Raw genomic sequence first — 12,277 nt, forward strand, 5'->3', positions numbered from 1 at the left:
CGCGGTGGGGGAGCGCACTGAAACATAGGAGAAATGGGAGCGCTGCTGAGAAAGGGAGCGCTGGCCCGGCTCCTGGCCTCCCGTCACCTGGAGATGGAAGGTGGCATCGCGGCCCGCCGAAGTACACCTAGCGCCCCCGCGTCATGATGCCGCCCTGCTCCAGCAGCCCGAACAGGTCCAGCATGGCCTCCACGGGAAAGACATATCCGTACTCGGCATGGGCCGCGTCTCGGATGTCCGCCACGGAGCGCTTGCCGTCGGCGTAGCTCGCGAGCGCATCCGCCAGTTGGTAGAAGCGCAGCTCGCTCTCCCCCTGCTCGCGCAGCGCCGTGGCCGCGGCGGTCATGGCGGCCTTCACCGCGTCCACCCGGGCCTTGGATGCGGTGGGCGCGTTGCGCTCCAGCTCGTCGAACGACGCGAGCTCCTGGCCCCTCACGCGGCGCGGAACGAAGGCCCGCGCCTTGCGCTCGGCTTCGCCCGGTGAGGGCTCCTTCAGGGACACCCCGCGCGCCTTCCCGTCCGCGTCCAGGCGCTTGAGGGCCTGGGACTCGGCGGTCTCCAGCGCCTGGACCATCGCCTTCACCGGCTCGGCGGGCGCGCCCAGGGCCAGGCAGGAGCGCAGGGCGTCGCGTTCGCGCTGGTAGCCCGCGCGCACCCCGGCGCGGGCCAGACGCGCGAAGCCGGGCACCTGCGCGGCGGGCGTCGCGGCCAGCTCGCGGCGGGCCCGGAACTCATCCTCGGCCACGCGCTTCGCGCCGTGCACCGCCACCAGGCGCGAGAGCTCCAGGGCGCCCGTACCTTCGGCCCACGCGGCGACGGTGATGCCGGCCAGGCTCGCGAAGGCGGCGCGGTGCAGCTGTGTGGGGTCCACGTTCTCCGGCCGGTCGCCGCTGGTGTGGTAGCCGTCATCGGGCCACGTGGAGTAGGCGACGCCGGGGATGCCGTGGTCGTTGAAGAGCTGGTGATCCGAACCCCGGCTGTAGCGCTCCATGTGCGCATCCATCGGATCCTGCGAGCCGGTCACCGACCCGATGCGGAAGTCCTTCCTCGGGGGATAGGCCACTCCGTTGAAGCGGTTCATGAAGGCCACCGTGGACTCGGACACGGCGTTCACGAAGCTGCCGTTCCAGTCCGGGGTGTAGGAGACCTGGAAGCGCGAGTGGACGCGCGTCATGCTGGCGCCGAGCATGTCGAAGTTGAACTGCGCCACCCGCCGCACCGGATCCGCGCCGTGGTGGGAGAACCACTCGCGGGTGCCCTCGAACTCCGGCAGCCACAGCACGCGCAGCGTTCGCACCGGCTGGGGCAGCACGCCCTTGCGGATGAGCGTGGTGTACGTGCGCACCAGCTCCAGCAGCGTGGCGGAGCCGGAGGCGTTGTCGTCGGCGCCGGGCTTGTAGTGGTCCAGGTGGGCGGTGAGGACGACCTCCTCTCCCGCGAGCGTCCCGGGGATGACGCCGCTGACGATGCTGAGGTGTCCCGTGGGCGCTTGCGTGGCGACGCTCACGTCCACCTTCACCGGCCCCTCCCGCAGCTGGGCGCGCAGCTCGCGCCCCTTCCGGTCCGACACCATGAACAGGAAGGGCGTCCGCGCGCCCTGCGGCATCAGGCTCCGGGGGACGCCGGCCCAGCCCACCTGATCCGGGAAGTCACCGTCCATGCGGTTGGGGAGGTTCCAGGGCGGCGTCGAATAGGACGACACCACGCCCACTGCGCCCAGCTTCACCACGGCGTTGCGCAGCGCGGGCATGGGGTGCCCCTGGGTGAGCACGACCTTGCCCTTCAGGTCCTTGCCTGCGTAATCGGCGTCCTGGGCGCCCATGCCCACGTCGACCAGCTCCAGGTCCGTGCCCTCGAAGCTGCCACTGCCTATCGCCAGGGACATGGGCAGGTCGGCGTAGGACGTCACCCGGTACCGGTGGGGACCGGCCACCCACAGCTCCCCGTGCGTGGCCCGCCACTGGGGACCGTCCTTCATCGCCTCCAGCCGGACGTCCTGGAGCCCCGCGGCCTCGGCGGCGGCCTTCGTCCATGTGGCTGCCTCCGCGTAGCCCTCCGCGCTGTCCCGCGCGATGAGGGACAGCCGCTGCACGCCGTCATGGATGCGGTCACCCGAGCTCTCCTGGATGAGCGCACGCACCACGTCGTCCCGAAGCACCAGGCCGGTGGTGGGAGAGATGGGCCCCAGCGGGGACGTGGGGGCCTGGGCGGAGGCGCCAAATGAGATAGACAGCGCGAGGAGGGCGAAGGGCAACGGGCGGAGGGGCATGGCTTCCCCGTTCTACACCGTGCCTGCGGGGAAGGCCTTGGCCGCTTGTAATCCTTCGCGAGGGCGGGGCGCGCGACAGTCGTGTTCAGCGAACAGGGGGGTGCCCCTACGTAGTCCGTATCGCAAGCCCAGACGACGCTCAGGGGACGTACCGCTCGGCGGTGTTCAGCGCGACGCCGCCGTCGGTGCCCCCGATGATGAGCACACTCCCCGATTCCAGCCACGTCGCGGTGTGAGCGGTGCGCGCCGATGACATGGGGGCGATGGACTCCCAGCCGCCATCCCGCCGGAGTATCTCCGCGGAGGCACGCGGCTTTGCGTAGGGGGTGGCATACCCGCCTGTCACCAGCACCTCGCCCGAGGGCAGGGCGGTGGCCGTGTGGAGGAAGCGGGCTTCCCCCATGTTGGCTTGGGGCGTCCACGAAGCGTTGCCGGGTTCGAAGAGGTCCACTGACGGGAGGACCGTCCCAGGTGAACCCTCGAGGGAGCCGGTGACCAGGACCTGTCCAGAGGGCAGCAGCGTCGAGGCGTGCCCGTTGCGCCCATGGCTCATCCGCTGCGAAAGGAGCCGCCATCCTCCATCCGGTGGGTTCGAGTCGTAGACCTCGGCGGTCGTCTCCGCTCTGTCGTAATTGAAGCCACCGATGGCCAACGCCACGCCACCGTCCAGCAGGGTGAGCGTCAGCATGTTGCGGTTGATGTTCAGGTCCCTCGCCTTCGTCCAGGATTGGCTGACCGGGTCAAAGAGTTCGGCGGTGTTCAGCCCGTCGTCCCCCGAGAATCCGCCACCCGCCACCAGCACCTTCCCCGAGGGCAGCAAGACGGCGGCATGGCCGGCACGTGCTCCGCCAGGGAGGGGACCGACCACGGTCCATTGATTCGCACCTACGTCATAGATTTCAGCGCTGTCCAGCGCGCCACCCGTGGGGCCCCTGCCACCGGCCACCAATACCTTGCCATCCGGCAACAGGGTGGCGGTGTGGTCCATGCGAGCCGTCCTCAGGTTCCCCCCGGGACTCCAGCTGTTTGATGAGACGGTGTAGAGCTCCGTCGTGTTCGTCGGGCTGACCGCCGAGAGGTCGCCCGTGCTGCTTCCGCCAACAACAAGCACCCGGCCGTCTCCCAGCGCGGTGGCCGTATGGCCTGTGCGCCGCACCCGCATCGCGTCCACGGATTTCCATCCCGGCGGTTCGCGCTCGTCGTCGGGGAGGCCCCCGTCAGATCCTGCGTCCTGCCCCGCGTCCCCGCCGTCCTGTCCACCTGCATCCTGGATGTCATTGCCGTCAGGCCCCGCATCCGACCCGCCGTCCTTGCAGATGCGAGGATTGTCGAGGCAGAACTGGTCCACCACGTCGTCGACGTCGAGGCACGCGGCGGCCTGGACGCTGAGCACCAGCAATCCAAGGGCTGTCGAGCGGAGCAGGGGCTTCATGGCCACCTCCCAGACACGAACACGGACGTCCCATCCAGCCCGAGCTGCACGGGCACCGGCTTCTTCGGCGACCCCAGCAGGTACATCCCCGTGGAGGCGCCCAGCCCCACCAGGCCTCCCACCAGCAGCCCCACGGAGGCCGTCTGCAGCCTTCGCGCGCTGTGGGCCACGTTCCTGGCATCGGCCTCTGAGTGGATGTCCTTCGCCGCTCCAACCAGCGTTGACCTCCGCCCCTCCGCCACACCCCAGAAGACGCCCGCCGCGACGACGAGGGCCCCTCCCGCCACGGCGGGAATCATCGCCTGGTCTCGCAAGGATGCGCGCGAGCCGGACACCTCCCGCACGGGAGAGGATGAAGACTCCGGGAGTCCCGCGGTGATGACGGGGAGCGGCTCTCGCGGCGCCTGGACCTCCTGCGCTTCCGAGACGGACTCCTGCTTCAGTGGCTCCCTGGCCGCCCCTCGCGTGGCCAAGGCTTTCAGGACTCTCTTGCGCACCGCTTCGAAGTGCCGCGTCACCTTGGGCGAGACAGTCAGCGGCAACTTCGCTTCGGGGTTCATGCTGAGGGCGGACGTGAAGGCGGCTTCGGCGTCGCTCAACCGCCCGCTCAACTCCGCCAGGATGACGCCCTGGTAGAGCGACAGCACCACCTCATCCTCGGGCCCGCGCGCTCCCTCCTTGCAGCGAGCCACCTGGTCCAGGGCACGCTCGTACTCGAGGTCCTCGAACAACAGGGTGATGGACTCCGTGCAGAGGCGTACGCCGGGGGAGACGTCGCCTCGGGCAACCCCTGGGATGAGGGAGAGCCAGAGAAGCATTCCCCAGACACAGGTGCCGGGCGGCCACGGGATGTTTGACGCCTTGCCGTGGATGGAAGGACGCATCGCATTGTCTTTCATTGCATGGGTCCATGCTCCCGGTGCTCGCGGAGATGAAGGGTTGCCCTGTCGCCGGGTGCTGCTCCGTCCTGCGATGGCCCGACCCCCGCGTCGTGGATGAACCCGTCACATCCGGGGGCTCGTCCACGAGGGGGCGCGCATGCCGCCTGATTGCGTCTACGGCTTCGGCGTCACCGGTGGGGTGTCGCTGCCATCCGGCGTGGAGGGGAGGGCGGTTCCACCGGGCGGCGGGGAATGCGCCGCGTCGCCCAGCGGGGCTCCCTGCCACGCCTGGAACCCGGTGCCGGCGGACGTCTGCCCGAGGGGGCCCGTGAAGGCGTCCTTCGTGTCCGAGTACTTCGCGTCCACCGTGCCGAGCGGAGCTCCAGGAGCCCCGCCCGCCCCGGACGTCTGGATGACCTCCTGCTGCGGCGGGGGCGTCAAGCCCAACACCTTCTCCAGCTCCGCCTTGCGATTCGTGCCATCGAAGGCCGAGTCGAGCTCGTTCTTGGTCGGCTTCACCTTGTCGATGTCCTTCTGGCTGTACGGGGCGGGCTTGCATTCCTCGAGGGCCAGCGCGTTCGCCTTGTGCATGGCCTGCTCCGCGCTCCTGGCGGCCAGGGCCGCCTGCTCCTCGGCCTTCTGGAGGTTCTGGGCCGCGGTCCTGGACGCCTCGTTGGCCTCCTTGAGTTTCTTCTCCGCGGCGGCGAGGGCTTCCTTCGACTTCTTTGCCTCTTCGGGCGTCTGTCCCGGCTTCTGCGCGGCCTTGCGTGCGTTGGCGGCTGCCTTCTCCGCGGTGGCCTTCTGCCGTCGCGCGGCATCCGCTTCGAGCTTGGCCCGCGCCAGGGTGTCCCGGGCCTCCGTCGCCGCCTTGCGTTTGGCTTCGGCGGCGAGCCGCGCCGCCTCCGCCTTCTGTCGGGCCGCCTCCGCGAGGCGCTGTGCCTCGGCGGGATCGACTTTTGCCGCATTCGAACCACCGACTGCCTTCACTCCAGCCATGGGTCCGCTCCTCTTGATTGGGGCTGGCGGGTCAATGATTGGCCGCCCGTGCAATCAATGAGGAAGAGGGAGCGGGCCCAAGGGCATCCCAAGAAATCCCTGGGGCCCCCAGGCAGGGCTTCAGTCCAGCAAGCCCTGGAGGCTGAGATCCAGCCGGCTGCTGAGCAGTCCCAACAGGCTCTCCAGTGCGAGCCGGTCCTGCTTCAGCCGGGGCGTGAGTTCCATGCGAACGCGCTCGAGCAACTGCTCGCGGGCCTCCGCGATCCTGCGCGCGATGCCGGAGCGCGAGCTGCCATACATGAGCGTCAGCCGGTCCATCGTGAACCCATGAAAGTGGTGCAGGCGCAGCAGGGTCCGCTCCTGTTCGGGGAGCACCGCCACCGCTTTCTTGAGCGACTCGACGAGGAGCTGACGCGCGTCTTCGCGCAGCAGCGCGTACTCGGGGTCGCTCGGGGCCAGGAGCCGCGCGAGTTCCTCGGGAGGCTCCGCGACGAGCTCATGGCGCGCGTCCCGGCCCACCAGCTCCCCGGCGATGCGCGCGGCGACGATGCCCACCCAGGTCAGCAGGGGCCCTCGTCCCCCATAGCTCGCGATCCGCGGGGGCGTGTCGCCGCTGCCCACCAGCAACCGCTCGCGCAGCACCTGGAGCACTTCGTCCACCATGCTCGGCGACACCCTCCCGAGCCGGGCGGGAATGTACCGGAGGATGTCCTGCTCGAAGGCCCGGAGGGCGGAGGGCTCCCCTCTGGAGCAGGCGCACGCGAGGTACAGGTCGGCGCCGTGGAGGATGCGCAACACCTCCGCGGTCCTTCCCACGGGCAGGTGGCGGGCCAGGTGCCGCGAGAAGGCCTCTTCCGGAAGTGGCGTCAGGGGCCCTGTCCACCGGGTCCGCGCCGCCTCGACGTGTTGCTTCAGCAGGGCCTCCAGCCCCTCCACGGCGTCCAGCTCCGCGCGCTGCTCCCGGGGCAGGTGCTCCCGCAGCAGCGCCGCCAGGGAGCCTGTCTTCCGTTGCTCGCTCATCGCTTCGCCTCCCGCTGTTGCCAGGCCAGCACCCGCTGGAGTTCCGGCCGGCCCCGGACTCCCACGGACTCCAGCTGCGTCCGAGCCTCTTCGGCCAGTTCGAGCGCCCGCGTCCGGTCCGGAGCGGGGCGCGTTTCGAGGAGCGCCCGGGCCAACAGGAAGGAGGTCCTCCCGGCCGCCTCCGCGTCACCGGGCTTGCCCCAGCGGGTCTGGATGCGACGGGCGCGCTCGAGCAACGGTGTGGCCTGCGCCGCGGCGCCCAGTGCCAGATGCGCCTTGCCGGCACAGGTCAGCGCGTTGGCACCGTCCTGGGACTCCGCGCCATCGGCCTTCTCGGTGAGGGTCCTCGCCCGCTCGCAGTACGCGAGCGCCTCCTGAGGGGCCCGTGTCGCCAGGGCCAGCTCGGCCAGCAGCTGCAGCACGGACACCGTCTTCCCTGTCGCCGGGCTGGAGTCCCCCTCCAGCCGCTTCAGCGCGCCCAGCAGGTCGCGTCGCGCCTCGGGGTAGCGGCCCGCCTTCAGGTGCACCTGCCCCCGGACGGTCAGCGGCAGGGCGGCGCGCGGCGAGTCCGGGCCCAGCGAACGCTGGACGCGCTCCAGGGCCTCCGTGGCGAAGGCCAGCGCCTCGGCGCCCTGACCTGCCTCTCGGGCGATGACCGACTGCTCCGTGAGCGCGAAGATGACGGTGATGTGATTGGGGCCCCGGCCCCGCTCGAAGATGGCGCGTGCCCGCTCGACCTGTGAGCGCGCCTCGTCCAGCCGGCCTTCCAGGCGCGAGACCCCGGCCAGGTTCAGCAGCACCGTCCCCAGCGGAGTGGTCTCCGGGCTGGAGGACGCCTCCTGGAGGGCCAGGGCCCTGCGCCAGGCATTGACGGCCTCCTCGTGCCGGCCCACCTCCAGCGAGGCCGTGGCGACGCGGTTGTAGGAGGTCACGAGGGCCGGGTTGTCGGGGCCCAGCAGGCGCTCGCGCAGCGCCAGGGCCTCGCGGTGGAGCTTCAGCGACTCCTCATAGCGGCCCTGGCCGTAGCGGATGCGTCCCAACTGGTGGATGAGGTTGGGCGTGCGCAGGCTGTCCGGGCCATTCCTCCTGCGCGAGAACTCCAGGCCCTGGAGCGTCTCCTGCTCCGCCTCGGCGAGCTGGCCGTGCGCCTCTCGCAGCGATGAAAGGCGCGTGTGCAGGTCCGTCGTGATGTCGGGGAAGCGCTCCCGCCCCAGCCGCTCGACGGCGGCCCGGGCGTGCAGGATGAGCTTCTCCGCTTCGTCGGGGCGCGACTGCTCCTCGCCCACCGCCCAGATGAGCTCCAGCCAGGCCCGTGCCACCGTCTCGTCGTCACGCGTGGCCTCGCCCGTCCACAAGGCCTGGTAGAAGAACGCCTCCGCTTCCTTGGGTTTGTTGAGGCCCCCGAGGAACACGCCGTGGGCCAGGAGCACCTCCGCCCGCAGCGGCTTGTAGTCGAGCCCCTTCAGCTCCTCGAGGAGGGCTGTCGTCACCGCGAGCCCCTCGGTGAACCGGTGCGACACGAGGTGGGCGCGGGCCTGCGCCAGCTTGTGCCGTGCCGCCTCCACCGGGGCCCGGAGGTTCTCGGGCGGCTGCGGCCGGGCGGAGAGGCCGGGCGAGTCCCGGCAGCCGGCAAGCCCTTCGAGCGAGGTCGTCAGCGGGTGCGCGTTCTGCACCGTCAGCGCGTCCGCCTTCTCCAGCACCTCGGTCACGGCGGCGAACTGCCAGAGCCGCGCGTCGAGGCACGCGGCCGTCTGCCAGGCGAGGTCCTCCGTGTCGTTGTCCGCGGCGATGCAGGCCTCGGTGCGAAGCGTCCGCCACTGGGCGGCGTACGCGTCCAGCGTCGACGCGAGCTGCTCCCATGCTGGCGCGGCGTAGGTCGCGCCCGTGGACAGGAAGGCCGTGCGGATCCGCTCGCGTCGCGCGGGGCTCCAGGCCACCGTGAGCTTCTCCACCTCCTGCTCGCAGTGGCTCCCCTCGCGATGCGTCATCCCGTAGGCCGCGAGGGTGCCCAGCACGCCCGCCACGGCCGCAGTGGCCGTCATGCGCGCAAGCCACCGGATGGGCCGTGGAGCGAGGGCCGCCAGGAGGGACTCCATCGACGGGAAGCGCTCCTCGGGGTTGGCGCTGAGCCCGCGGAGGACCGCGCGCCGGACGCGGGCTGGAACCTTCACCTCGCGCTTCGGGGGGCTGATGGTGCCTTGCCGCGCGGCCCGGGCCAGCTCCTGGAGCGTCCCACCCTGGAAGGGGCGCACGCCGAAGAGGGCCTCGTGGAGCGCCACGCAGAAGCTGAACTCGTCGGAGTGCGCGTCCGCGTGCTGGCCCTCCATGATCTCCGGAGCCATGTAGGCGGGCGTGCCCAGGAGCTGGCCCGTCCGCGTGAGGTGCCTCATGGAGGCGACCGGGGCCTTGTCGGGCTCCTGGAGCGGAGCGCCTTCTTCGTGGTGGATGGAGCCGGCGATGCCGAAGTCCGTCACGAAGACGCGGCCCTCCTTGCTCAGGAGGGTGTTGGCGGGCTTGAAGTCACGGTGCACCAGGCCCGCGGCGTGCGCGGCGGCGAGGCCCTTGCCGGCTTCGCGGAAGACCCGGAGCACCTCCTTCCAGGGACGCGGCTCCCGCATCCACTCCGCCAGCGTGGTGCCCTCCACCAACTCCATGGCGAGGAAGACGCAGTCTCCGTGGGTGCCCACGTCGTAGAGGGTGACGACATTGGGATGCGCGAGCCGGGCGAGCGCCTGGGCCTCGCGCAGCAGTCGCTGCCGCAGCTCTTCGCGTTGGCGTCCCTCGGGGCGCAGCATCTTGAGGGCCACCCGGCGTCCCAGCTCGGGGTCATCCGCCGCGTACACGACGCCCATCGCGCCAAGGCCGATGCGCTCTCGCACCACGTACCGGGAGAGCTTGTCGCCCGGCATCAGTGACTGGGACGCCGCCTGCGTGGAGGCCGTCGGAGCGCCGGCCAGGACCTGGGTGCCATTCCCCGCCGCCAGGACCCAACGGCAGTCCGTACATCCTTCCAGGTGCGCCAGGACAGAGGTCCGGTGCTCCTCCGAGAGCAGCCCCGCGAGAAAGTCCGTCAGCGTCGCTTCCTCTGGACATGAATGCATGTGTGCTCACTCCGCGATGCGTTCCGGTTTGCCAGACAAAGCCGTCGGAGAGTTGATTCAAGCGTGTGGGCATTCCCCCTTTGAAGTCCTGGGATGCAGCTTAGACCATTCCCTCGCTCTTCACGAGCGCATGGGCAGTCGTGCGTTGACTCGCGCACGGAAGAAATCCTGGGACGCAGGCGGGCCCATTCCCTCTTTCTTTATGAGCGCATCACTGGATTTCGGATTCTTGATTCTCAAGAAGGGTGCTCGGCGTTTCGTGAATCCTGTGTGTCGGTGTCTTCCTTTCATCTGGATGGTGTCTGTCTATTTCGATGATGGGCTGTGAGTCCTTTGTTGAGAGGGGAGTGTCCCATGGGCGCTGTCGCAGCTGCGAGTGGTCCGGGAGCAAAGGTAGACGCCGCCGAGCAGCAGCGAAAAGCGCAAGCGGATCAGCAAAAGGCGGAGGCCGCGAAGGTCGCCGCCGATGCCAAGATCAAGGCTGCGGCGGAGGCCCGGAAGGCCTTGCCTCCGGTCCGGCGCGCCGCGACTACCGCGCGGCAGGAGAAGGCCGCCGCGGCCACGGTCGCCAAGGACGCTCGCAAGGACGCGCGCAAGCCAGGGCAGACACCCTCGGAGGTGAAGAAGTCCAAGGAGACCTCCGCCACCGCGGACAAGAAGCTCGAGGATGCCACCGGGAAGTCGAAGGCCGCGGACGCGAAGCTTCAGGAGGCGGAGGAGAAGGCAGCCGTGACCGCGACGCGCGCCGAGGAGGCCATGCGCAAGGCGAACGCGTTGGCCCTCGCGGAATGCAAGGCGCCGCCCTACAGCCAGAAGGACATCGACAAGGTCAAGCCGACGAAGAACGAGCTCGACTCGGCCTTCGAGGGCACGAGTCGCAAGGCGGAGCTGGAGAAGGTGTTGGGCTTGACGCCTCCGCCGCAGCGGAAGGCCGCACGCAAGCCCGAGAAGGGTGATGCGCCTCCGAAGTCCCTCGATGCGGTGGATGCCAGGGTCGCGAAGGCCGCCGCGAAGGTGCATGGGAAGACGTACACGGACCCGTCCTCTGGCGCGAAGTACCAGGTGACGAAGAACGCCACCACGGGCGAGACGGTGTTGTCCGACACGACCCGCGGCACCACCGTCACCGTCAAGCCTGACGGCAGCTACACGTCCACGGTGACGTCAAAGGAGTCGACCAGGTCCGGCGGCACGCGCGAGACGACGTGGACGAAGTCGTCGGACGCACAGGGCAAGCCGACGCGCCTCGAGTCTCGCACGAGCCAGACGGAGCAGCACCCGGAGACTGGCGCCACCACGACGACGTCCACCACGCAGTACGACGCCACGCGCTCGCCGCCAGGGCTTCGGTCGCGCACCGGGGAGCTGCGCATGGAGAAGCCTCCGGCGGCGCTGGCGCAGCGGCGCGGCACGCCCCAGGGCCCGGCGACGGTGAAGACGGAGACGCAATTCAACGCACAGGGCCTGCCGACGAAGCAGGTGAAGACGACGCAAATCCACACGCCGGGCTTCAAGGCCCATGACGTGAGCGCCTTCGAGGCCGGTCAGGATTCGGCCCTGCGCAATGCCTCCAAGGGGGAGGACCACCACCGGACGAACAACGCCCCCACCCCGCTCAAGCCCGGAGAGTCCAGCCTCACCCTCACGGAGGAGACGCGCTTCAACGCCCAGGGAGAGCCCGCCGTCTCCACGAGGAAGACGGAATCGGTGGCCACCCAGGCGCTGAAGTCAGACAAGAACGGCAACGGCGTGCAGGTGGTGCGCACCCAGCAGGAGGTGACGCGCGGGCCCCAGGACTCCGCCTCCACCGACACGGCGCCCGCCCTCACCCCGAAGACGCCCGGCACCGTCAACCAGCGCACCACGGTGACCGGGTATGATCCGGACGGCAGCCACTTCGAAGCGGGGCACGCCAGCCGCTCACGGACGGTGACCCAGTCCTCCGGCACCGTGGACGCCCACGGACAGATGCAGCTGAAGCACCAGCCCACCCAGGTCCAGAGCCTCCAGGAGGCCAGCGACAACCGGTGGCGGTATGACCACGTCGGCTTCGACGTGGGCGCGGACGGCAAGCCGGTGCCGGGCCAGGAGCCCCGGCAGCTCGACAAGGAGCGTCAGCTCCCCTGGTACGAGGACGCGACGAAGTTCGTCGGCGACGAACTGAAGGCCCTGGCGGACACGGCCGACGACATCGCGGACGCCGCCTCCGACTTCGTGACGGCGCCGCTGCAAGAGGCGCTGACGGACGAGATCCAGAAGCTCGACAGCGCCGGGGACTCGGTGTCGCTGAGCGGCAACCTGGACGTGAAGTTGGGGCTGAAGGGGGGAATCTCGGGCGAGGCCGCCATCGAGCGGACGGAGGATGGCAAGTACCAGCTGTCGGCGGAGGTGACCGCGGACGTGGGCGTGGGCCTGCTGGGCTCGGCGTCGGTGGGGGCTGGTGGCCGCATGGAGTGGATGTTCAACACGCCCGAGGAAGCAGCGAAGGCGGCCCTCACCCTGGGCAAGGGACCCTCGGCGCTGGCCCCGGGGAGCGAGGGCCACACGTTCCTCAGGGACCACCTGTCCGCGATGGAGG

General features: G+C 70.1%; 6 protein-coding genes and 1 pseudogene. 1 reads left to right on the plus strand and 6 read right to left on the minus strand.

Features of this window, described 5'->3' with window-relative positions; translation table 11 throughout:
- Window positions 1-127: 127 nt before the first annotated feature.
- The 6 genes from D7W82_RS14400 to D7W82_RS14425 all read right to left on the minus strand — a co-directional run bounded on the left by D7W82_RS14400 (window position 128) and on the right by D7W82_RS14425 (window position 9,699).
- Window positions 128-2,269 carry a M28 family peptidase gene (locus D7W82_RS14400; RefSeq protein WP_120618902.1) on the minus strand — a complete coding sequence of 714 codons (2,142 nt, stop codon included), beginning with the start codon at window positions 2,267-2,269 and terminating at the stop codon, window positions 128-130.
- A 139-nt stretch (window positions 2,270-2,408) separates the two neighbouring features.
- Window positions 2,409-3,701, minus strand: a complete 1,293-nt coding sequence (locus tag D7W82_RS14405; protein WP_171424893.1) for a kelch repeat-containing protein — start codon at window positions 3,699-3,701, stop codon at window positions 2,409-2,411.
- Entirely contained in the window at window positions 3,698-4,585 is an 888-nt protein-coding gene (locus tag D7W82_RS14410) for a hypothetical protein (RefSeq protein WP_233587554.1), read from the minus strand. The genes D7W82_RS14405 and D7W82_RS14410 overlap by 4 nt, the downstream gene beginning before the upstream one ends.
- Window positions 4,586-4,756: 171 nt before the next feature.
- A complete protein-coding gene (locus D7W82_RS14415) occupies window positions 4,757-5,578 on the minus strand; it encodes a hypothetical protein (RefSeq protein WP_199727752.1) in 822 nt (273 codons plus the stop codon).
- A 120-nt stretch (window positions 5,579-5,698) separates the two neighbouring features.
- Complete coding sequence (locus D7W82_RS14420) at window positions 5,699-6,598, minus strand: RNA polymerase subunit sigma-70 (protein ID WP_120618905.1); 900 nt, start codon at window positions 6,596-6,598, stop codon at window positions 5,699-5,701.
- Window positions 6,595-9,699 (minus strand): tetratricopeptide repeat protein, encoded by a 3,105-nt coding sequence (locus D7W82_RS14425; RefSeq protein WP_120618906.1) that lies wholly within the window; start codon window positions 9,697-9,699, stop codon window positions 6,595-6,597. Before D7W82_RS14425 ends, D7W82_RS14420 begins: the two co-directional genes overlap by 4 nt.
- A gap of 504 nt (window positions 9,700-10,203) precedes the next feature.
- Between D7W82_RS14425 and D7W82_RS14430 the strand changes: the two are divergent.
- A pseudogene (locus D7W82_RS14430) lies at window positions 10,204-12,277 on the plus strand (hypothetical protein); the annotation flags it as partial.

Origin of the sequence: Corallococcus sp. CA049B (assembly GCF_003611685.1) — a bacterium.
In the GTDB taxonomy this organism is placed as follows: Bacteria; Myxococcota; Myxococcia; order Myxococcales; family Myxococcaceae; genus Corallococcus; species Corallococcus coralloides.

Bases quoted from the DNA above. Each gene is read 5' to 3' on its own strand.
- D7W82_RS14420 (WP_120618905.1), bottom strand. From the start codon at position 6,598: ATGAGCGAGCAACGGAAGACAGGCTCCCTGGCGGCGCTGCTGCGGGAG.
- D7W82_RS14425 (WP_120618906.1), bottom strand. From the start codon at position 9,699: ATGCATTCATGTCCAGAGGAAGCGACGCTGACGGACTTTCTCGCGGGG.
- D7W82_RS14405 (WP_171424893.1), bottom strand. From the start codon at position 3,701: ATGAAGCCCCTGCTCCGCTCGACAGCCCTTGGATTGCTGGTGCTCAGC.
- D7W82_RS14415 (WP_199727752.1), bottom strand. From the start codon at position 5,578: ATGGCTGGAGTGAAGGCAGTCGGTGGTTCGAATGCGGCAAAAGTCGAT.
- D7W82_RS14400 (WP_120618902.1), bottom strand. From the start codon at position 2,269: ATGCCCCTCCGCCCGTTGCCCTTCGCCCTCCTCGCGCTGTCTATCTCA.
- D7W82_RS14410 (WP_233587554.1), bottom strand. From the start codon at position 4,585: ATGCGTCCTTCCATCCACGGCAAGGCGTCAAACATCCCGTGGCCGCCC.